22 protein-coding genes are annotated in these 22,176 nt (G+C 42.5%); 17 read left to right on the forward strand and 5 right to left on the reverse strand.

Going from position 1 to position 22,176, the window contains the following annotated elements:
* Nucleotides 1-16: 16 nt before the first annotated feature.
* The 7 genes from J1N09_RS09350 (at nt 17) to rlmN (ending at nt 7,860) form a co-directional block, all read left to right on the forward strand.
* Nucleotides 17-1,930, forward strand: a complete 1,914-nt coding sequence (locus J1N09_RS09350; RefSeq protein WP_265199906.1) for a DUF3857 domain-containing protein — start codon at nt 17-19, stop codon at nt 1,928-1,930.
* 114 nt (nt 1,931-2,044) lie between these two features.
* The gene (locus J1N09_RS09355) at nt 2,045-2,371 is read left to right on the forward strand and encodes a nucleotide pyrophosphohydrolase (RefSeq protein ID WP_265199907.1); all 327 of its coding nucleotides are present in this window, start codon (nt 2,045-2,047) and stop codon (nt 2,369-2,371) included.
* Nucleotides 2,371-2,613 carry a DMT family transporter gene (locus J1N09_RS09360; protein WP_265199908.1) on the forward strand — a complete coding sequence of 81 codons (243 nt, stop codon included), beginning with the start codon at nt 2,371-2,373 and terminating at the stop codon, nt 2,611-2,613. The genes J1N09_RS09355 and J1N09_RS09360 overlap by 1 nt, the downstream gene beginning before the upstream one ends.
* Nucleotides 2,610-3,851 carry a 3-phosphoshikimate 1-carboxyvinyltransferase gene (locus J1N09_RS09365; RefSeq protein ID WP_265199909.1) on the forward strand — a complete coding sequence of 414 codons (1,242 nt, stop codon included), beginning with the start codon at nt 2,610-2,612 and terminating at the stop codon, nt 3,849-3,851. The genes J1N09_RS09360 and J1N09_RS09365 overlap by 4 nt, the downstream gene beginning before the upstream one ends.
* 78 nt (nt 3,852-3,929) lie before the next feature.
* Nucleotides 3,930-4,979: a tRNA preQ1(34) S-adenosylmethionine ribosyltransferase-isomerase QueA gene (gene queA / locus J1N09_RS09370; RefSeq protein WP_265199910.1), complete on the forward strand. Its 1,050-nt coding sequence runs from the start codon at nt 3,930-3,932 to the stop codon at nt 4,977-4,979.
* A 109-nt stretch (nt 4,980-5,088) separates the two neighbouring features.
* A complete protein-coding gene (locus J1N09_RS09375) occupies nt 5,089-6,744 on the forward strand; it encodes a T9SS type A sorting domain-containing protein (RefSeq protein ID WP_265199911.1) in 1,656 nt (551 codons plus the stop codon).
* A 75-nt stretch (nt 6,745-6,819) separates the two neighbouring features.
* Nucleotides 6,820-7,860, forward strand: coding sequence for a 23S rRNA (adenine(2503)-C(2))-methyltransferase RlmN (rlmN, locus tag J1N09_RS09380; RefSeq protein ID WP_265199912.1), 1,041 nt, complete (start codon nt 6,820-6,822; stop codon nt 7,858-7,860).
* Nucleotides 7,861-7,917: 57 nt separating this feature from the next.
* Here rlmN and J1N09_RS09385 read toward each other — a convergent pair whose 3' ends face one another.
* On the reverse strand, nt 7,918-8,712 hold the full coding sequence (locus J1N09_RS09385) for a T9SS type A sorting domain-containing protein (protein WP_265199914.1): 795 nt from the start codon (nt 8,710-8,712) through the stop codon (nt 7,918-7,920).
* Nucleotides 8,713-8,832: 120 nt separating this feature from the next.
* Between J1N09_RS09385 and J1N09_RS09390 the strand changes: the two genes are divergently transcribed.
* The 7 genes from J1N09_RS09390 (at nt 8,833) to dnaG (ending at nt 17,310) form a co-directional block, all read left to right on the forward strand.
* On the forward strand, nt 8,833-8,979 hold the full coding sequence (locus tag J1N09_RS09390; protein WP_265199916.1) for a hypothetical protein: 147 nt from the start codon (nt 8,833-8,835) through the stop codon (nt 8,977-8,979).
* A complete protein-coding gene (locus tag J1N09_RS09395) occupies nt 8,966-11,518 on the forward strand; it encodes an alkaline phosphatase family protein (protein WP_265199917.1) in 2,553 nt (850 codons plus the stop codon). Before J1N09_RS09390 ends, J1N09_RS09395 begins: the two co-directional genes overlap by 14 nt.
* A 29-nt stretch (nt 11,519-11,547) precedes the next feature.
* On the forward strand, nt 11,548-12,525 hold the full coding sequence (locus J1N09_RS09400; RefSeq protein WP_265199918.1) for a polyprenyl synthetase family protein: 978 nt from the start codon (nt 11,548-11,550) through the stop codon (nt 12,523-12,525).
* 233 nt (nt 12,526-12,758) lie between these two features.
* On the forward strand, nt 12,759-13,325 hold the full coding sequence (locus tag J1N09_RS09405) for an RNA polymerase sigma factor (protein WP_265199919.1): 567 nt from the start codon (nt 12,759-12,761) through the stop codon (nt 13,323-13,325).
* Nucleotides 13,312-14,127, forward strand: coding sequence for a hypothetical protein (locus tag J1N09_RS09410; protein ID WP_265199920.1), 816 nt, complete (start codon nt 13,312-13,314; stop codon nt 14,125-14,127). The genes J1N09_RS09405 and J1N09_RS09410 overlap by 14 nt, the downstream gene beginning before the upstream one ends.
* A gap of 50 nt (nt 14,128-14,177) precedes the next feature.
* Nucleotides 14,178-15,239, forward strand: coding sequence for a hypothetical protein (locus tag J1N09_RS09415; RefSeq protein WP_265199921.1), 1,062 nt, complete (start codon nt 14,178-14,180; stop codon nt 15,237-15,239).
* 106 nt (nt 15,240-15,345) lie between these two features.
* Nucleotides 15,346-17,310, forward strand: a complete 1,965-nt coding sequence (gene dnaG / locus J1N09_RS09420; RefSeq protein ID WP_265199922.1) for a DNA primase — start codon at nt 15,346-15,348, stop codon at nt 17,308-17,310.
* Between the two features lies 1 nt (nt 17,311).
* On the opposite strand, the gene J1N09_RS09425 is transcribed toward dnaG, so the two are convergent.
* A complete protein-coding gene (locus tag J1N09_RS09425) occupies nt 17,312-17,944 on the reverse strand; it encodes a response regulator (protein WP_265199923.1) in 633 nt (210 codons plus the stop codon).
* Between the two features lie 155 nt (nt 17,945-18,099).
* Entirely contained in the window at nt 18,100-18,891 is a 792-nt protein-coding gene (gene nadE, locus J1N09_RS09430) for an NAD(+) synthase (RefSeq protein ID WP_265199924.1), read from the reverse strand.
* A 104-nt stretch (nt 18,892-18,995) separates the two neighbouring features.
* Here nadE and gldB point away from each other — a divergent pair, with 104 nt between their 5' ends.
* From gldB to J1N09_RS09445, 3 genes are read left to right on the forward strand one after another with little or no spacing between them, the layout of a single operon-like run.
* A complete protein-coding gene (gene gldB, locus J1N09_RS09435; RefSeq protein ID WP_265199926.1) occupies nt 18,996-19,952 on the forward strand; it encodes a gliding motility lipoprotein GldB in 957 nt (318 codons plus the stop codon).
* Complete coding sequence (gldC, locus tag J1N09_RS09440) at nt 19,952-20,287, forward strand: gliding motility protein GldC (protein ID WP_265199927.1); 336 nt, start codon at nt 19,952-19,954, stop codon at nt 20,285-20,287. Before gldB ends, gldC begins: the two co-directional genes overlap by 1 nt.
* Nucleotides 20,287-20,652 carry a GTPase gene (locus J1N09_RS09445; protein WP_265199928.1) on the forward strand — a complete coding sequence of 122 codons (366 nt, stop codon included), beginning with the start codon at nt 20,287-20,289 and terminating at the stop codon, nt 20,650-20,652. Before gldC ends, J1N09_RS09445 begins: the two co-directional genes overlap by 1 nt.
* Here J1N09_RS09445 and yihA read toward each other — a convergent pair.
* Together yihA and J1N09_RS09455 are read right to left on the reverse strand one after the other, a co-directional pair.
* Nucleotides 20,618-21,232 carry a ribosome biogenesis GTP-binding protein YihA/YsxC gene (gene yihA / locus J1N09_RS09450; RefSeq protein ID WP_265199929.1) on the reverse strand — a complete coding sequence of 205 codons (615 nt, stop codon included), beginning with the start codon at nt 21,230-21,232 and terminating at the stop codon, nt 20,618-20,620. The two genes, J1N09_RS09445 and yihA, sit on opposite strands and share 35 nt — an antisense overlap.
* Before the next feature lie 11 nt (nt 21,233-21,243).
* Nucleotides 21,244-22,008 carry an alpha/beta fold hydrolase gene (locus J1N09_RS09455; RefSeq protein ID WP_265199930.1) on the reverse strand — a complete coding sequence of 255 codons (765 nt, stop codon included), beginning with the start codon at nt 22,006-22,008 and terminating at the stop codon, nt 21,244-21,246.
* Between the last annotated feature and the right edge of the window lie 168 nt (nt 22,009-22,176).

The raw sequence follows: 22,176 nt of genomic DNA on the forward strand, positions 1-22,176 counted from the left end.
TATTACGGTTTAAGAAATGATAAAAAAAAGATTGCATATAGTTAAAGCTTTCTTTGCTTTGAATGTAATTTTCTTTTCGACTTTATGCGCTCAGCAGAGGTATGCTGTAGCAGATATTCCGTCAGAATTGTTGAAAAATTCCAGTGCTGTGATTCGGGATAATTCGAAATCCGTGGAGTTGATATCGGAAGATCAGATGAGAGTATCCGAGAAAACGGTGATTACGGTTTTAAACAAAAAGGGACTTGCCACCATACAGCCATGGGTAAGCTACGATGAAGATACTTCCGTGGAACTAGTTGAGGCAAAAGTCTATGATAAAAATGGTACAATAATCAAGGAATTTCAAGAAAAGGATTTTCAGGACGTGAGCGCTACAGGTTCTAACCTTTATTCCGACAGCCGCATGAAGGTGCTGGATTTCACACCGGCCTTTTACCCCTTTACTTTTGAATTTAAACGTGACTGGCGTTCATCCTCTACTTCGTTTCTTCCACTTTGGGTGCCAAACCCATTTACTGGTGTAGGTCTGGAACGCTCAAAATATGTACTTAAAAATCCATCAAGAATACCTTTGAACCCTCGTGTTTACAACCTGGTTGGCAGAGAGGTAGAAACAATTGTATCAGATGAATTGATCTCTTATGAAGTAAGAGATCTTCCTGCTATCGAACAAGAGAAAATGGGTCCGCATTATACAGAATTTCTACCGATGGTTAGGATTGCTCCATCCCGTTTTGTGCTAAAAGGTAAGAGGGCCAGTATTTCGAATTGGAAAGACTTTGGATTATGGCAGTATCGGCAATTGTTAAATGGGAGGCGTGAATTGCCTCAGTCCACTATTGCTCGCGTAAAATCGCTGGTGCTTGGCATAGATGATCCACGGGAAAAGGCTCGGATAATTTATGAGTACATGCAATCCAGGACGCGCTATGTTAGCGTTCAGATTGGGATAGGGGGCTGGCAGCCAACTCTCGCCTCAGAAGTTGATAAATTAGGCTACGGTGATTGTAAAGGCCTAACAAATTATACGATGGCTCTGTTTGAGAGCCAGGGGATAGAATCCTATTATACAATAGTAAATTCGGGTCCAAATGGCCAGGATATTGATGAGCAATTTGTAGCACTTCAAGGTAACCATGTGATCCTCACCCTTCCATTTGAAGATGAACGAGTGTTTCTGGAGTGCACAAACCAGGATGCGCCGTTCAACTATTTAGGGGTGCATACAGACAACAGGAAAGTCTTGATGGTCACCCCGGAAGGAGGCGTAATAATAAATACGCATGAGTACAGTGAAGAGGATAACCTGGAGAGGATCACGGGGCAGGCGTCCCTTGAAGAGTCGCTTTTAGTGACAGGTGAGATTCTTCAGGCGTCATCGGGTGTTTCTTATCATTTCAGGTACGGTCTGAAAGACGCCAAGGCAGACGAACAGGATTCTTCATACAAGAATACCTGGTCTCATTTAAATGATCTTCGACTGGATAATATTGAATTCAGAAATGACAAGGAAAATATTGTTTTCGAGGAGTCCTTGAAATTCGAAACAGCAGGTTATTGTTCAAAAGCGGGAGACCGAATCTTGTTGAATCCCAACTTGTTCAGGCGACTAAAGAACATTCCTTCAAAGAGTAAAAAACGGACCCAACCTGTTGTGATAAAGCGGGGCTATACCGAACGCGATGAGATTAGATGGGCAATCCCGGAAAATTACAATGTGGAGTCTGTTTTCGAACAAATAGAGATCAACTCACAATTTGGTACCTACAAAGCAGAGCTGGTTAAAGATGGAGATGATTTTTTGTATAAACGAGAGTTCATACTGAATTCAGGAAGGCACCCTAAGGAAACATTTAACGAATATGTAGATTTTATTAAGGAAGTCGCAAAGCGAGACCGATCTAAAATTGTATTAATAAAGAAATGATTAGGGAATTGGTGATTTTAATCGATAAATTACCTTTGTAAAATAGTACTTTGGATGAGGGAATTGCTCATATTCAAATATTGGTAGGTAAAAGTGATCAGATAAATTGAACGTATGGAACTAAAGAATTCGCAGCAGGCGGTGGACGAGTGGATCAAGGAACATGGAGTGCGTTATTTTAATGAACTCACGAACATGGCGCAGTTAACTGAAGAAGTAGGAGAAGTGGCCAGGATCATCGCACGCAGGTACGGTGAACAGAGCGAAAAGGAAAGCGACAAAGGGAAAGACCTGGGGGAAGAGCTGGCAGATGTTGTTTTTGTGGTTCTTTGCCTGGCGAATCAAACAGGTGTGGACCTCGAGGCTGCCTTTTACAAAAAATTGAATAAAAAGACCGCACGTGACCACGACCGTCATCACGGAAATAAAAAACTTAACTAATGTTCAAACGTGTAATTTCAACTCCCGGTTTCTGGAGGTCGGTAATATCCCTGGCAGTCGCATTCGCTGTACTTTTCATAGTGATCAAATGGGCTATTGATCGCTTCTCTTTTGCATTCCTTACGGAACAAAATCCGATTCTATTCATCGGAGGTGTGCTTGGTGCAGGACTGGTATATGGCTTTTTTGTTACCTACGGAAAATTCAATGCACGGCTTAAGAAGGAAGATCAGAAAAAATGACCGTTAAACTATGCAGGGATCATAACTGGGTGCCGAATACGCCCGTCGTAGAGATCACGGGCTCCAAGAGTGAATCAAATCGCCTTCTGATCCTTCAGTCGATCTATCCGGAAATCAGGATCAATAATCTATCCAATAGTGACGACACTCGTATTCTCCAATCTGCACTTTCAGAAGAGAATAAAGAGGAGATCGATATTAATCACGCTGGAACTGCAATGCGCTTTCTCACTGCCCTGCTCGCCTCACAACCGGGTAAAAAAGTGGTTCTTACTGGTAGTGAACGAATGAAGGAACGTCCCATTGCCATTCTCGTGGATGCACTTCGAGAGTTAGGAGCTAATATTTTTTATATTGAAAAGGAAGGTTATCCACCTCTATCTATTAAAGGGGCCGGACTTCGCTCCGGGATTATTAAAATTGCTGCAGGTACCAGCAGCCAATACATTTCGGCGCTGATGCTTATCGCACCGTCGCTTCCCCAGGGCCTTGAACTGCAACTCCAGGGTGAAGTTACCTCGCTCCCGTATATCCAAATGACGGCGGCATTGCTAAGACAAATTGGTTGCCGGGTTGTTTTTTCTGAAAATAGGATCATCATACCACATCTTAGTTCTTCCGAAAGTATTGAACTCACTGTCGAGTCTGATTGGAGCTCTGCATCGTATTACTACAGTCTTGTGGCACTTTCTGAAGATCTTTCGGTTAAGTTGAAGAGTTACCGGGAGGAAAGTCTTCAGGGTGATTCTGCGCTGATAACCATTTATGAGAAACTAGGAGTTAGGACGAGTTTCCATCCTTCAGATCAATCAATGATACTGTCGAAAACAGGCGTTATTCCTTCGGATAAGATCGAGCTTGATCTCAACAAAACTCCTGATATTGCACAAACGATCGCAGTAACATGTTTTGGCCTCGGTCTCGAATGTGAGCTAAGGGGTTTGCATACGCTAAAGATCAAGGAGACCGATCGGCTCCAGGCCCTTAAAACAGAATTGGAAAAATTGGGAGCATCGATTCGAATAACTGATGATTCCCTCCATCTACTGGCTTCAGAAAAGATAAATTCCGAAGTAAATGTAAAGACCTACCACGATCATCGTATGGCGATGGCATTTGCTCCGTTGGCACTTAAGACTACCCTATTTGTAGAAGATTCAGGGGTCGTTTCGAAATCCTATCCGGGGTTCTGGGATGACCTGTCTCTAGTAGGGATTCGGAGTGATTTCGAAATATAAATTCCGATTTACTTGACAACCCCTGTTCTGAGATTGTATATTTGCAGCTTTTGACTATAAATCCGCTTACTTATGGGAATGAAACTCTCAAATTTTAATTTCGATCTACCCACTGAAATGCTGGCAGAATATCCCGCAGCCAACCGGGATGAAGCTAGGCTTATGGTATTAGATCGAAATGCCAAGACGATTGAACATAAAATGTTTAAGGACCTGATCGATTATTTCAAAGAAGATGATGTATTGGTCTTGAACAATACAAAAGTCTTCCCGGCACGATTGTTCGGAAATAAGGAAAAGACCGGTGCTCGCATCGAAGTGTTCCTTTTGAGAGAATTGAATCCTGAAACCCGTCTATGGGATGTGCTCGTAGATCCTGCGCGTAAGATCAGGATTGGAAATAAGCTGTACTTCGGAGAGGATGAGTCCCTGGTTGCTGAGGTGATCGACAATACAACTTCCAGAGGAAGAACGCTGCGTTTTCTGTTCGATGGTTCCTATGAAGAATTCAGAAACAAGCTGAACGAACTGGGTGAGACTCCATTGCCAAAATATATCAAGCGTGATGTAGAGCCGGAAGATGCGGAGCGATACCAGACGATCTTTGCAAAAAATGAAGGAGCAGTTGCAGCTCCAACGGCAGGATTGCACTTTTCAAAGCATTTGTTGAAGCGTCTCGAAATTAAAGGGGTGAATTTTGCTGAATTAACACTGCATGTGGGATTAGGAACATTCAGTCCTGTTGAAGTGGAAGACCTTTCCAAACACAAAATGGATTCTGAAGAGATAATAATTCCGGCCGATGCTGTAGATATCATCAATAGGGGAATAGCTGAAAAACGCAGAGTTTGTGCTGTTGGGACAACAGTGATGAGAGCTTTGGAAAGCTCTGTTTCATCAAACAACACCCTGAATGCTTACAGTGGCTGGACCAATAAATTTATCTTTCCTCCCTATGATTTCAGTATCGCAAATAGCATGGTAACCAACTTCCATACGCCTAAATCTACTTTGCTTATGATGGTTGCCGCATTTGCCGGACACGAATTCGTGAAGGAGGCCTATGCAGAAGCTATTAAGGAGAAATACAGGTTTTATTCCTACGGCGACGCAATGTTGATCATTTAAAAACATAAACCCGGTACTGCCGGGTTTTTTTATATTCTTTATTTTGATTTTCAAAAATCAAAATAAAAGGGTACTTTAGTATGCTTAGAGAGCAACTAATCAATCCTTTATGAGAAAAGTTTTACTTTACTTTTTTCTTTTTTCGATAATCATTACTTCCTTCGCTCAGGAAGGGCAGGACTATTATCCGGTTAGTTGGGAGCACAATCTACGTTCGGTAACACCTATCGAACTGTCTCCTTTGGACCTTACGCAGATTCATCAGCAGGATTTAATCAATGACAGAGATAAGAGTTTACCCTGGCGTTATGGAGTAAACAGGTCTTTGCAAATCGACATTCAGCAACAAGGGGAATTAACCGTCTTACCAAATGGTGATAAAGTTTGGCAAATGGCCATTCATTCACCCGAGGCGATCAATTTAAGCGTAAACTTCAGGGAACTCTACATGCCACAAGGCGGTAGGTTGCATTTTTTCAATGACGACGGTACAGACCTTTCCCGGACTTATACACAAAACAGCAATAGGCCCGACCTACGATTAGGGTCCTGGTTTGTGGAGGGGGATATTATTAGGATAGAATACTTCGAGCCAGCAGTGGTTCAAGAGGATGCAAGTTTGCTATTGGAAGGCCTAATCCATGGATATAGGATGGGACAGGTAACTACCTTTGTCGATGGCATGAGGGGCCTCAATGACTCCGGAGATTGTAATTACGACGTAAACTGCCCTATTGGAGAGGATTTCGACGATAAGAAGGACCTTGTAAAAAAGGCAGTTGCCCTTCTTAATCTTGGCAACGGGTACCTTTGTTCGGCCGTACTGATGAACAATACGGCGAGAGATAAAACACCTTTCTTACTAACAGGAAACCATTGTTTAGAAAATAGTGATCCGGCGCTTTGGTCGGTACGCTTTAATTGGGTAAGTCCGAACCCCGTCTGCGGAACAGAAGGCGACAGTGGAGATATTCAGACAAATTTTACCATGAGTGGTGCCGAATTGAAGGCAAATAATTCTCTCAGCGATTTTGCGCTGGTTGAACTCTTCGATGAAATACCAGGTACATGGGACGTTGCATTCGCCGGTTGGGATAATACGGACGAAATACCCTTATTTGAAGTAGGTATTCACCACCCGAACGGTGATATCATGAAGGTGTGTCGTGATGATAGCGGTGCTATTAAAGAGAACGCCAACGGTACCGAGGTTTGGTTGATAAAAGGTGTTTCGGTGGGTAATGGAGACGGATGGGAAATAGGAACTACCGAGAGCGGGTCATCAGGATCGCCCTTGTTCAACGAATCCGGACACGTAATCGGCCAATTATACGCCGGGCAAGCTTTCTGTGAAGGAACCCAGAATAACGGTGATTACGATATTTATGGCAGGTTTGGTATTTCGTGGAACGCAGGCCCTGATGCCAACAGCAGACTAATGGAATGGCTTGATCCGGATGGAACAGGTCAATCTACTGTAGACACTATGCAGAACATACTTTCTGTACAGGACAATGTGTTAACAGGTCAATTGAGCATATATCCAAACCCAGCCTCTACACAAATTACTGTAGAAAACTCAAGATACCCGAACCTGGTGTATCGCTTCTACACAGTAACGGGGCAAATGCTTTCCAGCGGATCTTTGTCCAGTACAATGAATATGATAAGCGTGGAATCTTACACCAGGGGTGTCTATTTCCTTCACCTTATCGACGAAGATAGTGGTGCCGATATCACTAAGAAGATCATCATTAACCGCTAAGTTTCATCATTACTTTCTCTTACTTCTCCCTCTGCAATACTGAAGTAACTAATTATGTGGTATTTTTGCAGCCACATGAGTTCGGCAAAGAAAGACATACGGGCATTGTCCAAAAAGGAATTACAGGATTTTTTCATCGGTATTGGTGATAAGAAGTTCCGAGGTGACCAGGTATATGAGTGGCTTTGGAACAAAGGGGTACACAGTTTCGAGGATATGACGAATATCTCTAAGGACACCCGGGCACAGCTTGAAGAACGTTTTGTGATCAACCATATTAAGGTGGATAGCCTGCAGAAAAGCACTGATGGCACCATTAAGAACGCGGTTCGATTACACGATGGATATGTGGTGGAGTCGGTTTTGATCCCTACGGAATCCAGGACCACGGCCTGCGTTTCTTCACAGGTAGGATGCAGTTTGGATTGTAAATTCTGTGCTACGGCAAAGCTCAAACGAATGCGCAACTTAAACCCGGATGAGATCTATGACCAGGTGGTGGCTATCCATAGGGAAAGTATACTATACCATGACCGGCCACTGTCCAATATAGTTTTCATGGGAATGGGGGAGCCGTTGATGAATTATAAGAATGTCCTCAAGTCTGTTGAGATGATAACTTCGGACGAAGGCCTGGGGATGTCACCCAAACGTATTACCGTATCAACTTCAGGAGTACCAAAGATGATCCGGAAATTGGCGGACGATGAGGTGAAGTTCAACCTGGCGGTCTCTCTCCACTCGGCGATTCAGGAAACCAGGGAGCAGATCATGCCGTTCGCAAAACAGTTTACTCTTACTGATCTTAGGGATGCTTTGGAATATTGGTATTCTAAAACAAAACGGCGTATTACCTATGAATATGTAGTTTGGAAAGATGTAAACGACACAGATGCCGATATCAAGGCACTCATTCAGTTCTGTAAGTATGTCCCTTGTAAAGTAAATCTGATTGAATATAACCCTATCGACGATGGGGAATTCCAGCAAGCCAGCGACGAGGCCATCAATCGTTACATAAGTGGGCTAGAGTCTCAGAGAATTCCGGTAACGGTGAGACGCAGCAGGGGAAAGGACATAGATGCTGCCTGCGGACAACTGGCGAATAAATCCTAATATGATATTAAATAAAAAAGCGGCCCTAAAGCCGCTTTTTTAAAATTTGAATTGTGATTATCTCACAAATTTGATTGTCTTACGTGTTCCTTCTATGGAAACTGTTGCAAGATAAATTCCAGACTTCAAGGCTGAAACATCGATTACCTCAGAAGTTGAAGATAATTGTCGATTGATCACTTGCTGTCCCAGAACGTTGTGAATGGTTATTTCCTCCATTACATTAGCTGCAGAAAGGTTTAGACTGTTCTCTGTAACGAAATAATTGAAGTTGTTGAAAGCCTGATCTCCCAAACCTAAGCTTCCCATATCACCTGCATTGATCGCAGTGTCTGGAGTAGCTTCGAAAGCGTAGTCAAGTACAGTAAAGTTTGAACTGTCGGCGATGTCAACACGTACCCAAGCATAGTGAGTTGTTCCTCCACCAGCATCGAATTTTACGCCAAGATATCCTTCACCAGTCCCGCAAAACGCACTACCAGCATATCCAACTCCTGCACAGAAAGACGCACCTCCACTATAGAAAGTAAGGGCACCATCGATTGGGGTTCCATATGAAAGATTAGAAGCATAAAGATATCCATTACTATTTGCTACTACACCGTTTGGTCCTACGGTATTTGCTTGAACAAGCTCATAATTACCGTTGTTAGATTGCAGGATAGTCACATCATCAACGGAATCTCCGTCAAAGTCGATAGCAAAACTATCTCCAAGTCCACCTACAAAATCTGGATCCACATCCGTGTAAACTACTTGCCCTGTAGCATCCGCTACACCAGCAATGGCAAGCGATAAGGCACCATATTTGGCAATTCTTTTACCTAGGTTGTTTTTCGTAATTTTAGTCATATTAATTTTAGGTTTTGCGAGTTATCTTTTGTTTTTTTACGAAAAAAATAACTCAGGTTTAAAAATTGGTTTGGAGTAAATGTATTAAATCCAACCTACTATTGCAAAAATTTAGAGGAAATGAAGAAAAAAAAGCGAGAAATAGATTTTTCAAATATGCCGCTTAGTAGTTCTCTTGGTCACCTGGCTTACGGAGATCTTGCCTTTACTGCCTGGCGAAAATTAAAGAAAGAACAAAACCTGAATGAAGAATATGAAAAGGAATAAGTTACTATTAATTGGATGGGATGCAGCCGATTGGAAAATCATTGGCCCAATGTTGGCAAAGGGGCTGATGCCATCACTAAAAAAGTTAATTGACAATGGGGTATATGGTAATATGAGTACCATGAATCCACCATACAGTCCGATGTTATGGAGTACAGTAGCAACCGGTAAAACGCCAGATAAGCATGGGATTTTGGGTTTTATTGAAGTTGTTCCAAATAAAAAAGCTTTACGCCCTGTAACGGCAAATTCAAGAAAAGTTAGAGCTTTATGGAACATTCTACATCATGAAGGGTATAAAAGTAATGTAGTAGGGTGGTGGCCTAGTTTTCCTGCAGAGCCTATTAATGGTGTTATTGTAACAGATAAATTTCAGAGAGTTAGTGCCGACCCAAAACAACAGCGAGGGATGCAAGATGGCACCATTCATCCTGAAAATCTTAGGGAAGTTCTTAAAGAACTTCGAATGTTTCCCTGGGAAATCACTCACGAGCACTTTCTACCCTTTATACCTGATGCTGCGAAGATCGATCAAGAGGATAAGAATAATGGACTTATTCCTTTTTCGAAAATTCTTACTCAAAACGTTTCATTGCACAATGCTTCCACTTATTTATTGAGAGAAACCGAATGGGATTTTATGGCAGTCTATTTCGATATGATCGATCATTTCTGCCATTCCTTTATGAAGTATCATCCGCCTAAACTGGATGGGGTTCGTCAGGAATTGTATGACCTTTATAATGGAGTAGTCACAGGAGCTTATAGATTTCAGGATATGATGCTGGGGCGTGTTCTGAGTCTTATTGACGACGACACTACGGTAATCGTTATGTCCGATCACGGTTTCGAATCTGGCAATAAAAGAATACTGGCCATGCCTAAGGTTGCTGCTGCCCCTGCCTTAGATCACAGGCAGTTCGGAATTTTTGTGGCAAGTGGTCCTAATATAAAAAAGAATGAGAAGATTTTTGGAGCGAGTTTAATTGATGTGGCACCCACGATATTGCATCATTTCGGACTTCCAATCGGGAAGGATATGGACGGTAAAGTTATTATGGACATGTATAAAAGCCCGACTTCTCCATCGTATATAGATAGTTGGGAAGATGTTGAGGGAGATTTTGCCGAATTAGAAAAGGAGGAACGAAATGATATTCTGTCCGATGAAGAAACCATGGAGCAACTTATTGAACTTGGATATATTGAGCGACCCGACGACAAGATCGAAACAAGTATTCATAGAACCAAATGTGAGCTTAAACATAATTTGGCTCGAGTATATTTAGGCAAGAAGGATTACGAAAAAGCCAAAAGCATTTTGCTTGAACTTTTAGAAGAGGAGCCTCCAATTGATCTTGCTCCCTATTATATCGATATGATGACCGTATGCATTGGTCAAAAGGATTATGAAAGTGCAGAAACGTATCTTGAGGCCTTTAAAAAAGTAAAAACACCTGTTAATTACAATATTTACTTTGTTGAAGCGGATATTCTTCTGGGAAATGGATATACAAAGAAAGCTCTGAAAGTTTTAGAAGAGGCCAGAGATATAAAACCAAACGCTGAACTTCATTACAGAATTGGTAATATTCAGTTTATTCTTCAGAATTTTCAGAAGGCAAGGGAATGCTTTGAACAGGCCATCGAACTTGATCCGGATAGGTCAAAATACCATAAGGCGATGTCTGATACAATGTTCGAATTAGGCGAATATGAGGAAGCGACAGAATATGCGTTAACCAGCATTGAATTAGTTAAATACTATCCCGCCGCTCATTATGCACTGGGAAGGGCATTAGAGAAACTGGGAGATCTAGATAATGCTAAACTTGCCTTCGAGACATCGGCTCGTTTAACAGCCAAAACATACAGTTACAGAGAAGAGAAAGCATTAGAAAATATTGAGGAGAAGATCAAAACCCCTCTTGAACTTCGCGATAAGAATAATTTTAAGTACAGAGATAATCAAATCGTAATAGTATCGGGTCTTCCAAGGTCGGGAACTTCTCTTATGATGCAAATGATGGATAAAGGAGGCGTGGAATGTTTGATAGATGATAAACGAGAAGCCGATGAATCCAATCCGAAAGGGTATTATGAATATGAACCTGTAATGTCCCTTAATAAGGACAATTCATGGATGGGTCAAGCCCAGAATAAGGCAGTTAAGATTGTTGCACCATTATTGAATCACATTGACGGAAAATACCGATATAAAGTAGTGTTTATGACAAGAGATCTTGATGAAGTCTTAAAATCGCAACAAAAAATGATTGGGAAAAACCCAGATGTTTTGCCGGTAAAGCTGTATAACAAATACCGTGAACTATTGAACTTTGTGGACAAGTGGAAAGAAAGAGAACCTGGTGTAGAACTTATTTATATAGACTATGGTAATGTTCTAAAAAACCCTTCAAAGGCATTAGATACTATAGAATCATTTATTGGGATTCCTCTGAAGAAAGATGAAATGACCAAGTGTATTGACAAGTCGCTTCACCGGAACAAAGTTGAGAAGAAAAGCAGCACAGTTTGATAAATAAATGCTGCTTATCTTTATAGTTTATGAAGATTACCGCTCAAATAAAGCTTCCCATTGAGAATGAGATGGAGCTCTTCGAGAAGAAATTCTCCGGTTCCATGTCGTCTCAGGTTTCTCTTCTGAACAGGATCACCCACTACGTAGTAAACCGAAAAGGGAAGCAAATGCGACCCATGTTCGTTTTCCTCATTGCTAAGATGACGAATAACGGTGAGGTGAATGAGCGAACCTACAGGGGAGCCTCGGTAATCGAATTGATCCACACAGCCACTCTCGTGCACGATGATGTAGTGGACGACAGTAACCGCAGGAGGGGCTTCTTCTCGATCAATGCCCTGTGGAAGAACAAGATCGCGGTACTGGTAGGGGACTACCTGCTGTCTAAAGGACTCCTCCTCTCGATTGATAATGACGATTTCGACCTGCTGAAGATCATATCGGTGGCCGTAAGGGAAATGAGTGAAGGAGAGTTGCTTCAAATAGAGAAAGCGAGAACGCTTGATATAACAGAAGATGTTTATTTTGAAATTATCAGGCAGAAAACAGCAACCCTCATCGCCGCCTGCTGCGCCATGGGAGCTCAATCTGTTAATGCACCCGCCGAAGAGGTGGAACGAATGCGGAAATTCGGAGAACTTATTGGCATGGCTTTTCAGATCAAGGATGATCTGTTCGACTATGGTGAGGAGAAGATAGGAAAGCCAACGGGAATCGATATCAAAGAAAAAAAGATGACCCTCCCGCTTATTTATGCGCTCAATAATTCCGATTCCAAAGAAAGACGCTGGCTTATCAACTCTATCAAGAACCACAATATGGATCGCAAAAGGGTAAAAGAGGTAATTGCATACGTAAAGAAAATTGGCGGACTGGATTACGCTACTGAAAAAATGAAGGAGTATCGCAGCCATGCCCTGGAGATCCTTTCCAATTACCCCAAATCCGACTATAAAGACTCCCTGGAATTGATGGTGAACTACGTGATCGACAGGAAGAAATAACCTACGGAAATGATCAAAACTCAAATCCCAAATCTCAAATAAGTGCCAAGCTCCAATCTCTAATGACTTAATTATTGGTGATTCATGAATTGATTATTATTTGAGATTTGATTATTGTTTTTTGTGATTTATATCACTGTGGCTGTATCGAGGAATAATAATTTCCAACCTCCAGGCAACCCTTTTTTAAAATGACTCGTCTATAAAAATAGAAGCAACTAGCGAAGCCCGATTTGAAACTGGTCTCTTTACATAAAAATTATTCGGCACTTATAAAAAAAGTGTCCAAAGGAAACAGGAAAGCTCAGCACGAGTTATTTGAGCTGTTCTCTCCGAGGATGCTGAGTGTGTGCAGACAGTACCTCAAAAGGCAGGACCTGGCAGAAGAAGTGATGCTGAACGGATTCTTTAAAGTTTTCACGAAGATCGACAGTTACTCGGGCCAGGGAAGTTTCGAAGGGTGGATACGAAGGATAATGGTAAACGAATCCCTTACGGAATTGCGCAGGCAGAAAAAGTTGTTTTTCAAAGATGAGTCGGTAATAGAGAACTCATTGGAACATTCAGCGGAAATTGAATCAGGATTGGAAGTTGAAGAGATCCAGAAACTAATCGACGCCTTACCCGACGGCTACAAAACGGTTTTCGTTCTGTACGTTGTTGACGGATACAAACACAGCGAGATCAGCGAATTGCTTCAGATTTCAGAAGGAACGTCGAAATCGCAATTATCAAAAGCCCGGGGCATGCTTCAGGCGATGATCACCAAACAAAATAATATGAACTATGGCACCCAATAAGATTGAAGACCATATAAGGGAAAAGATGCAGGAGCGGGAAATCAAGCCGTCTGCAGACGCCTGGGCCAAGCTGGAAGCGAGACTGGGGAAGGAAGAGAAGAAGAAGGGAATGGGCCGTAATAGCTGGTTTGCAATTGCCGCCAGTTTTATCGGGATACTTATCCTGGCTTCTGTCTTCATGAATTCAGGCAACGATGCATCAAGTATCGATGTGGTTACTGAAGATGTGAATTCTGAAGAAGTAAATTCAGAAATAGAAAATGAAATTCCAGAGTTGATCCCGGATCCAAAGCAACAGCAAGAAGCAGTAGCTGTTGAACCAACTAATTCAGAAAAAGATAATACCGAAGCCAGGACTGTGGAAAATTCTAGATCCATTGCAAAAACGGATGAGCCACAGAAGAGTGCTATCATAAAGGAGAAAAAGCTTATTACTGAAGTAAAAGTGGAGGAGAAACTCATCGCGAAAGTAGAAGAGGACAAAGTTAAAATTGAAGAGCAACCCATGAATAACAAGGATTTTGTGGAAAGCAAGGTGGATGAAGTGGTTGCCGAAGTAGAAAATAGAATGAAAACGAACAGTAAGGTCAGCCCAGAGGAGATTGACGACCTGCTTATCCAGGCGCAGCGAGAGATAAGCAACAGGCGTATACTGAATTCGGGAACCAATAAAGTGGATGCCACCGCGTTACTCGAGGACGTGGAATTCGAATTGGAGCGTGGCTTCAGGGACAAGGTATTCGATGCATTGGGTGAAGGATTCCAAAAGATCCGAACTGCCGTGGCCGAACGAAATAATTAATAACTATTCATCAATCGCTCCGCCTTTGGCGGAAATAAATCTGAACACTTATGAGACTAATTACATTATGCACCGTAATCACGGTGTGGGTACTAAGTATGGCCGTTACCCAGGCCCAGGACACAAATGTACAGGACAGAATCCAAGTCCTGGAAGCAACTAAGGAACGTATCGTTTCCGAAGAAAAAGAAGCGCTGAAAGTTACCGTGGAAGGTATTAACCAACGATTGGACAACGGTGATCTTACTACCGAAGAGGCTGAAATACTAAAGCAGAAAGAAGCAGAAAAGCATGCTTTGAATATCGAGAATCGAGTGGCCATCATCGACAACAAGATCGAACTGCTGGAACGAAACCAGGACATGACGGTTTTGAAGGATGATGGGGACAGAGTTGTCATTGAGATTGGAAACGAAAACGGCGATGATATTCCGTTTATCTATATAGGTAAGCAGAACAGATCGAGGAAATATGACCGAAGAACCACAAGCGATTTTGTATTTGCTTTTGGTTTGAACAATGTGATCGTAGATGGAAAACTTGGTGATGATCTCTATAAAGTAGGAGGTAGCCGCTTTGCGGAACTAGGATGGGCCTGGAAGACACGTGTTTTTAAGGAAAGCAACTGGTTGCGACTTAAATATGGGTTCTCATTTCAGTTCAACGGACTGAAACCAGAGGATAACCGCTACTTTGTTGATACAGGTTCTCAAACCGAACTCATGACCTATCCGATTGATTTGGACAAGTCGAAATTCAGGGTAGATAATCTTGTTTTCCCGGTTCATTTTGAGGTGGGTCCATCAAAGAAAATTGAAAAAGACACTTATTTCCGATATTCTACCTATAAGAAGGTTAAGCTTGGTTTCGGTGGATATGCAGGTTTCCGACTAGGAACAAGACAGAAACTGATCTATGATGATATGGGTCAGGAGATCAAAGAGAAGCAAAAAGGTAATTTCAATACCAATAACTTAATTTACGGACTTAGTGCCTACCTGGGATGGAGGGACACCGCTTTGTACGTTAAGTACGACCTGAATACAATTTTTAAGGATAACCCGGTGGAGCAACGCAATATATCACTTGGTTTAAGGTTCGATATGGACTAGTGTTAGTATGTTTATGTATTCTGAAAAGGCCTCCGATGGGGGTCTTTTTTTATGAGGTGAGAAACTAAAAATAATAGTATTTTTATAGGATTCTGAATTACTTCAATTGATTTCAAAAACCACCATCGATAATGTCTTTGAAACCGCCCGCGTAGAGGAGGTGATCGGTGATTTTGTACAATTGAAGAAATCGGGAAGTAACTTCAAGGGATTGAGTCCGTTCACCGATGAGCGTACTCCCAGTTTTATGGTATCGCCCGTGAAACAGATCTGGAAGGATTTCAGTAGCGGAAAAGGAGGAAATGTAGTGGCCTTTCTAATGGAGCATGAACATTTCACATATCCTGAAGCCATTCGTTACCTGGCGAAGAAATACGGGATCGAAATTGAAGAGACCGAACAAAGCGACGAGCAAAAGCAACTGGCCAACGAACGAGAAAGCCTTTACCTGGTGAGTGAATATGCGAAAGACTTCTTTGTTTCGGCCCTTCACAAATCGGAAGAAGGGAAAGCCATCGGTCTTACCTATTTCAAGGAGAGGGGATTTACTCCTGAAACCATGGAGAAGTTCGAACTGGGCTATTCTCCAAACGAATGGAGCGCCTTTACCGACAAGGCAATCAAGGATGGTTACAAACTGGAATTCCTGGAGAAGACCGGTTTAACCATTGTGAAAGAGGAAAAACAATTCGATCGCTTTAAGGGAAGGGTAATCTTCCCGATAAAGAGTATGAGTGGTCGAGTACTCGGATTTGGTGGTAGAATACTTACCAGCGATAAGAAAGCGGCCAAATACCTAAACTCACCCGAAAGTGATATCTATCACAAGAGCAAGGTGCTCTACGGAATTTTCAAGGCGAAACAGGCTATAGCTAAGGAAGACAATTGTTACCTGGTAGAGGGTTATACAGATGTGATACAGTTCCATCAGACTGGGATTGAGAATGTAGTGTCCTCCTCGGGGACTGCACTCACGCCTGAACAGATCCGATTGGTCAACAGGTTGACAAAGAATATAACTGTGCTCTTTGACAGTGACCCGGCGGGACTGCGGGCTTCGTTACGAGGTGTGGACCTGATCCTTGAACAGGGAATGAATGTAAAGATATGCACATTTCCAGAGGGTGAAGACCCCGATAGTTTTGCAAAAGCAAACACGCTGGATGTACTTAAGAGCTACCTGAACGAGAACTCTGCTGATTTTATAAACTTCAAGGCTTCGCTCCTTGCTTCGGAAGCCAAAGACGACCCGTTAAAGAAGGCCGAGACCATTCGGGATATGGTAGTGAGCATTTCAAAGATCCCGGACCAGATCAAGCAGGAGGTGTATATCAAGGAATGTTCACGCATCATGGATATTTCCGAAGCGGTGCTGTTTAATACCCTGGCCCAAATACTTCAGAAGGAAAGAAGAGACGCATCCCGAAAATCGTCTCAGCAGAAAGTTGAGCCAATGGGAGTGGTGAGTTCCGAGAGGCAAGCCGCACCCAAGGTGGATGTGCAGTTTGAGCTTGAACGGAAGATCATCGAGTTGTTACTGCTCTATGGAACGGTTGAAGAAGAATTTGAAGATCTCATACTGGAAACCAATGAAGAGGGTGAGATCGCTTTTGTTCCGGAGAAGATACAGACAAAAGTGTATGAAAAGATCTTCCTGGATCTTCAGGATGATGAAATCGAATTTATGAATGAGGATTTCCGGGAACTATATTATGAAATTATCGATAAGCTTAACCAACAGCAGAATCTTCAAATTGATTCCCTGGTGAATCAATTGCAGCCTGAAAAGGCCGAAGCAGTTACCCATATCCTAATGGAGGAGGAAAAGTACAATCTTCACGATTGGAAGCGCAAAGAAATATACGTAAAGGAAAAGAAGCATACGATCTCTCAGCTTGTTAGTGAGACTATATTGAATTTACGTCGACATCTAGTTAGCTCGAAAATCGAGGAATTGGCGAAGAGTCCCGTTAAGAATGGGGAATACGAAGATAAAACGGTACTTGAGAATATATCCGACTACACCATCCTGAGGGATGTACTTTCCGAAAAACTACGAAGGGTGCTTTAGACTACCCGAACTGGAACATGCGCGACTGGTGAATAAGGTCGGCAAGGTTATCCACTTTAAGTTTCTTCAGCAATCTTGTCTTGTACGTGCTAACCGTTTTCTCATTGATATTGAGAGCATTGGCAATATCCTTGTTGCGTTTCCCGCTGGATAATAGATTCAATACTTCAATTTCACGAGAGCTCAGTTTCTTGTACCTGCTGATCGCACTTGTCTCACCAACATTTCTACTGGTAAATGTGGAAGTAAGGTCTTCGTTTAGGAAGATACCTCCTTTAGCGATCTGTTTAAGCGCTTTCATGAAAACTTTAGTGGATGCGGTTTTGGGGACGTAACCAGCAGCTCCGGATTTAATTGATCGCAGTGCGTAAATCTCTTCCGGGTGGGTTGAGAAAATGAGGACTCTTACTTCCGGAAATTCCGTTTTAATGCCTCGCAATGCGTTAATACCGTTAATGTGGGGCATGTCGATCTCCATGATGAGGATATCGGGCTTTTCTTCCTGTAAGCTTTTGTACAGTTCATCACCATTGTTTGCCTTGCCGATAATCTTAAAATTATCGTTCTTTTTCAGCATACAAGCAATCCCCTTTCTTGTAACTGGATGATGATCAGCGATAAAAATTTTCTTCATTTCCAAATTTGTCTTTTTAGTAAAGACACCAACGACAATAGAATTGTCAGAAGTGTGAGGTTTTTGTAATAGAAATACTACAAATCAAAACTAAAGAAAAGAATTTTCCTTCATAGGAAATTTCGTTCAACGTTGAAAAAATTCGTTGAAAGTGCTTAATTTTTAAGTTGTGCGGGGATTTCGCAAACAGGAATAGGGATCATTTTGTGTTGATTGAGTTTGTTAAGCCTTAAATAGATTGACATCACCTCTTTCTCACGGCCTTCAAAATCGCCTGGATTCTTACCATTATCCTGCATTTTCATAGCCCATTCGAGTTCGTCATAGCTCGCCCCGATCTGGTCCTCGTCGGTTCGATTATCACCCCATAAGCCATCGGTAGGTGCTGCATCCAGGATCTCCTGGTTGACCCCCAGGATTCGTCCTATCTCATACACTTCGCTTTTCATGAGATCTGCAATCGGACTGAGATCTACACCGCCATCTCCGTATTTAGTGAAGAACCCAACACCAAAATCTTCTACTTTGTTACCCGTTCCGGCAACGAGGTACTTTTTTAAGGCGGCAAAATAGTACAAGCTTGTCATTCGAAGCCGTGCCCTTGTATTGGCAAGTGCCATAAATCGGGATTCTTCATTTTCCACCGCCGGCAAGGCATCGATCAAACCATCGAATACAGGGGTTAAATTCACCTGGGTCATGGAGACCTTGTTGTAGTTTTCCTGAAGCCATTCTATGTGGTTCATGGCGCGATTTACCTGGGAAGGAGCCTGGTGAATAGGCATTTCCAGGCAGAGTAATTCCAGCCCGGTTCTAGCGCAAAGTGTTGAGGTTACAGCCGAGTCGATCCCTCCGCTAACACCAATAACGAATCCTTTCATTCCGGCATTTTCGGCATAGTCTTTCAGCCATTTTACGATGTGATCAATAACCTTTTCAGTTTGCATATTGAAGAAAATATGGGTTTATAATAGTACCTTTGCCCACAAAAGTAACGCAATTGTAAAATTTATGAAAACTGCTTGCGTTAAGAATTGCAAACGAGAGCTTCATGAGATTTATCACAGTGCTTATTTTGGTCTTTCTGCTTGCTTCGTGCAGTGGCAAAAGCAGCATCGAAAAGGAGATTGAAAAGATCCCTATGGATGTTGAGATCTTTAGGTTCGACAAAGAATTTGCTTCCGCATCCATCAACGATCTGCCAATGCTAAAGAAGAAATACCCGGCTTTTTTTCCGAAGCAATTCCACGACAGCATTTGGGTAGGGAGGATGCAGGATACGCTACAGCAGCAATTGTTCGATGCAGTGGCCAAAGAGTTTCCGGATGAATCCTACCTGGAAGATCAGTTGATCCCGCTTTTTCAGCATATGGAGTATTATTTTCCCGAGTTCGTGCCACCTGCGGTTGTAACTGTTACTTCTGATGTGGACTACCAGAATAAGGTTATTGTTGCAGATACTTTGCTAGTTTTGGGGCTGGACACATACCTGGGCGACGATCATGAATTTTACCATGGTATAAAGCGCTATGCCGCAAAGAATCTCAAACCATCTCAATTAGCTCCCGATGTGGCCTCGGCCTATGCGCGTCAGCTTATCAGCCAACCCAGGAAGCGTGATTTCCTGGCGCAGATTATTTTCTTCGGTAAGGAACTCTACCTGAAAGATGTCTGGTTGCCGGAGTCTTCGGAGGCCGACAGGATTGGCTATACCGAAGAAGAGATGCAATGGGCAATTGAGAATGAGGAAGATATGTGGCGATACTTTATAGAAAATGAACTGCTGTATAGCACAGATCCCAAATTACTGGGAAGGTTCGTTAACCCAGCGCCATTTTCAAAATTTTACCTTGAAATAGATAACGAATCTCCCGGTATGGTGGGAAGGTTCATCGGTTGGCAGATCGTTCGGTCCTATATGGAAAACAACGATGTAACTGTGCCACAATTGATGATAAAATCAACGGAGGAGATATTTCAAAATTCAAAATACAAACCAACAAGATAATGTCGGAACTTACTTCAGAAATAAAAATAAACGTTAGCCTTGACGAAAACCGTATCCCGGAAAAGCTCAACTGGTCCGCTCCGGATGGGGGAGTGGATAATAGCCCCACCAAAGCCATGTTGTTATCGGTTTGGGACCACCAGGCTCAGGAAGCATTACGTATTGATCTATGGACTAAAGACATGCCGTTGGATGAGATGAATGTCTTCTTTCATCAAACACTGGTAGCCATGTCGCACACCTTCCAAAGGGCCACGGCCAATGATAAAATGGCGGCAACAATGCGGGATTTTTGCGACTATTTCGCAGAAAAGCTAGAGTTGAAGGAGGACTAATGACCGTATTGTTCGTTTACAACGCCAATTCCGGGGCAGCGAGTGCTGTGTTCGACAGTATGCACAAGATGCTGAGTCCGTCAACTTACGATTGCAAATTATGTGAACTTACCTTCGGAACTTTTTCTGAAAAACGTATTTGGAAAAAATTCAGACAGCATTCAAACTACGAATTTCGATTTCTCCACAAGGATGAATTTCTGAAACGCTACAAGTCGAAATGGCTCCCTAAATATGATTTTCCAGTAGCATTGTTAATGGACAAGGATTCGATGGAATTATTTATTTCTTCTGAAGAATTCCAAGAATTGAAAACCACCCGACAACTAATCAGGCTCGTTGAAGAGCGCCTATCTCAAGATTGATGGCATCTATATAATCCAGAAGCTGTTCGCGCCCATACCCTTTGCTGGAGGAGGTGATGAAGTAGTTTGGCATGGTTTCCCATGATTCCAGCATTTTTTTCTGGTAGTTTTCGATATTTGCCTTTAGAGCATTTGGCTTTAGTTTATCTGCCTTAGTGAATATGATGGCAAATGGAATTTGATTCTCTCCAAGCCACTGCATGAATTCGAGATCGACGGGCTGAGGCTCATGTCGGCAATCCACCAGTACAAAACCAAGTACCAACTGTTTCCTTTTCTCGAAGTACTGGGTGATAAATTTCTGGAAGGTCTTCTTATCTTTTTTTGAAACACGAGCGTAACCATAACCAGGAAGGTCGACCAGGTGCCAGTTCTCATTGATCAGGAAATGATTGATAAGCTGAGTTTTTCCCGGTTTCCCTGAAGTTTTGGCTAGGTTTTTACGCTGCATCAGCATATTAATGAGGGATGACTTTCCAACATTGCTTCTGCCAATAAATGCGTATTCCGGCAACGAGCCGCCAGGGCATTTAGCGACATCGCTATTGCTCATTACAAATTCTGCCGATACGATCTTCATGAGTTCCTGGGTTAAAATTCCCGTTTTTGCAACCAGGCGTAAAGCAGGTCGTTAAATTCATCGGGATGTTCCATCATGGCAGCATGGCCACACTTATCGATCCAGTATAGGTCTGAATCCGGCAGCAGGTCATGAAATTCAATGGCCACCTCCGGAGGAGTAACATTATCCTGTTTTCCCCAGATAACACAGGTGGGCGTATTCATATTGGGTAAGTCTTTCGACATGTTATGACGAATCGCGCTCTTAGCGATAGAAAGTGTTCGGATTAGTTTATTCCGGTCGTTCACCGAGGCATACACTTCGTCCACGATCTCCTTGGTAGCTACCTTCGGATCGTAAAAGACATTTTCCGCTTTTCTCTGAATATAGTCCCTGTCACCTCGTTTTGGATAGCTTTCTCCCATGGCACTTTCATAGAGGCCGGAACTTCCGGTTATCACCAGGGCCTTTACTTTCTCCGGATAGAGTTTTGTGCAGAGCAGCCCGATATGTCCACCAAGTGAATTACCAAGTAAAATGGCGTTCTCAAAACCTTTGTGATCGATGAATTCTACCACGTATTCCGCAAAACGCTTCACATTGGTCTTTAAAATGGGCATGGTGTAAATAGGTAATTCCGGGATGAGGATCTGGTATCCTTTGGATGGGAAAAACTCGGTAACCCCATCGAAATTACTCAATCCTCCCATCAAACCGTGTAATACGATAATGGGAGTTCCCTCTCCAACTTCTAGGTAATTGAATTTGCCTTCTTCGCGAAACTGCTTTGTCATTCAGTGTCTGGGTTAGCAATGGCTAAAATACACAAAAATAGTTGAATCGAATACCATGTCTCTAGTTCGGATATCAATGGACTAATACCGTGTGTGTTAAAGCCAAATCCAGATCAATTCTCAGTTCTGTCATAGGTGAGTCAGTTTATAAAATACAGATAATCAGGG

The organism is Aureitalea sp. L0-47, from assembly GCF_026126405.1.
Lineage (GTDB): Bacteria > Bacteroidota > Bacteroidia > Flavobacteriales > Flavobacteriaceae > Pukyongia.

Bases quoted from the DNA above. Each gene is read 5' to 3' on its own strand.
- J1N09_RS09400 (WP_265199918.1), top strand. From the start codon at position 11,548: ATGAAGATTACCGCTCAAATAAAGCTTCCCATTGAGAATGAGATGGAG.
- J1N09_RS09395 (WP_265199917.1), top strand. From the start codon at position 8,966: ATGAAAAGGAATAAGTTACTATTAATTGGATGGGATGCAGCCGATTGG.
- J1N09_RS09365 (WP_265199909.1), top strand. From the start codon at position 2,610: ATGACCGTTAAACTATGCAGGGATCATAACTGGGTGCCGAATACGCCC.
- J1N09_RS09355 (WP_265199907.1), top strand. From the start codon at position 2,045: ATGGAACTAAAGAATTCGCAGCAGGCGGTGGACGAGTGGATCAAGGAA.
- J1N09_RS09425 (WP_265199923.1), bottom strand. From the start codon at position 17,944: ATGAAGAAAATTTTTATCGCTGATCATCATCCAGTTACAAGAAAGGGG.
- J1N09_RS09415 (WP_265199921.1), top strand. From the start codon at position 14,178: ATGAGACTAATTACATTATGCACCGTAATCACGGTGTGGGTACTAAGT.
- queA (WP_265199910.1), top strand. From the start codon at position 3,930: ATGAAACTCTCAAATTTTAATTTCGATCTACCCACTGAAATGCTGGCA.
- J1N09_RS09445 (WP_265199928.1), top strand. From the start codon at position 20,287: ATGACCGTATTGTTCGTTTACAACGCCAATTCCGGGGCAGCGAGTGCT.
- J1N09_RS09410 (WP_265199920.1), top strand. From the start codon at position 13,312: ATGGCACCCAATAAGATTGAAGACCATATAAGGGAAAAGATGCAGGAG.
- gldC (WP_265199927.1), top strand. From the start codon at position 19,952: ATGTCGGAACTTACTTCAGAAATAAAAATAAACGTTAGCCTTGACGAA.
- J1N09_RS09375 (WP_265199911.1), top strand. From the start codon at position 5,089: ATGAGAAAAGTTTTACTTTACTTTTTTCTTTTTTCGATAATCATTACT.
- rlmN (WP_265199912.1), top strand. From the start codon at position 6,820: ATGAGTTCGGCAAAGAAAGACATACGGGCATTGTCCAAAAAGGAATTA.
- nadE (WP_265199924.1), bottom strand. From the start codon at position 18,891: ATGCAAACTGAAAAGGTTATTGATCACATCGTAAAATGGCTGAAAGAC.
- J1N09_RS09360 (WP_265199908.1), top strand. From the start codon at position 2,371: ATGTTCAAACGTGTAATTTCAACTCCCGGTTTCTGGAGGTCGGTAATA.
- yihA (WP_265199929.1), bottom strand. From the start codon at position 21,232: ATGAAGATCGTATCGGCAGAATTTGTAATGAGCAATAGCGATGTCGCT.
- gldB (WP_265199926.1), top strand. From the start codon at position 18,996: ATGAGATTTATCACAGTGCTTATTTTGGTCTTTCTGCTTGCTTCGTGC.
- J1N09_RS09390 (WP_265199916.1), top strand. From the start codon at position 8,833: ATGAAGAAAAAAAAGCGAGAAATAGATTTTTCAAATATGCCGCTTAGT.
- J1N09_RS09350 (WP_265199906.1), top strand. From the start codon at position 17: ATGATAAAAAAAAGATTGCATATAGTTAAAGCTTTCTTTGCTTTGAAT.
- J1N09_RS09385 (WP_265199914.1), bottom strand. From the start codon at position 8,712: ATGACTAAAATTACGAAAAACAACCTAGGTAAAAGAATTGCCAAATAT.
- J1N09_RS09455 (WP_265199930.1), bottom strand. From the start codon at position 22,008: ATGACAAAGCAGTTTCGCGAAGAAGGCAAATTCAATTACCTAGAAGTT.